The sequence below is a fragment of the Barnesiella sp. ET7 genome (assembly GCF_024733785.1).
Lineage (GTDB): Bacteria > Bacteroidota > Bacteroidia > Bacteroidales > Barnesiellaceae > Barnesiella > Barnesiella merdigallinarum.
Map to the genome: position 1 here is coordinate 1 of NZ_JANRHM010000064.1, position 703 is coordinate 703.

The window sequence follows — 703 nt, forward strand, 5'->3', positions numbered from 1 at the left end:
GTCGGTCAATAGAGTGTCGACTATACCCATTGAGTCGGAATACTCTATCAGACCGCTATCGGTAATATCAATGAATGGTCCGATCATTCTTTTTCTCAGACAGTCGCAATCTATGGCCACCGGGCTGTTAAATGAATAATTGTAATACAGCACATATATCGACTCGATTGTATTTTCAGTATCTTCACTCCTCCCCAAAAAGGGTAAAAGCAAAAACAGAATCGGGAATATTAAAATCGCCTTTTTCATAATGAATTACTTTAAGGTTACACAATTCCCATCACCAGCACCCCAGCCCGGTTATCTCCATCTTTCCACGAGAGTATTTGAAATAGAAATCGCCCCAATCATGTTTTATAATGGGGACATATTGTTGATAAGTGAATTTTCTTTTTTTCCCCGTTCGTTCATATAGATAGGGAGGAAGGTCACCATGCCACACAAAAAGGAAATCGTTGTATTCGAAATATCCCGTCCCCTCCCTGGCTCTTGGAGAGGCAGATATCGAGAATATGAGATAATAGCTTCCATCGTCTTGCCTTTTCGATTTAACATTAAATACATCGGCACCTTCGTAGTCCAAGCAAGCGCATCCCGAATTGAAAATCTTGGAGTCTATCTCTTGTAAAAAGACCGAGTCTTTTATATTCATTTCGGGCATATAGACCGTGATTTTTTTCACTATCTCTTCATAGGTCAGCAA

General features: G+C 40.0%; 2 protein-coding genes. Both read right to left on the reverse strand.

Going from position 1 to position 703, the window contains the following annotated elements; translation table 11 throughout:
• Positions 1 to 249 (reverse strand): hypothetical protein (locus NW211_RS13910; protein WP_258328278.1); only part of this gene is annotated, 249 nt, incomplete at its 3' end.
• A 31-nt stretch (positions 250 to 280) separates the two neighbouring features.
• Positions 281 to 703: hypothetical protein (locus NW211_RS13915; RefSeq protein ID WP_258328279.1), on the reverse strand; the 423-nt coding region annotated here is incomplete at its 5' end.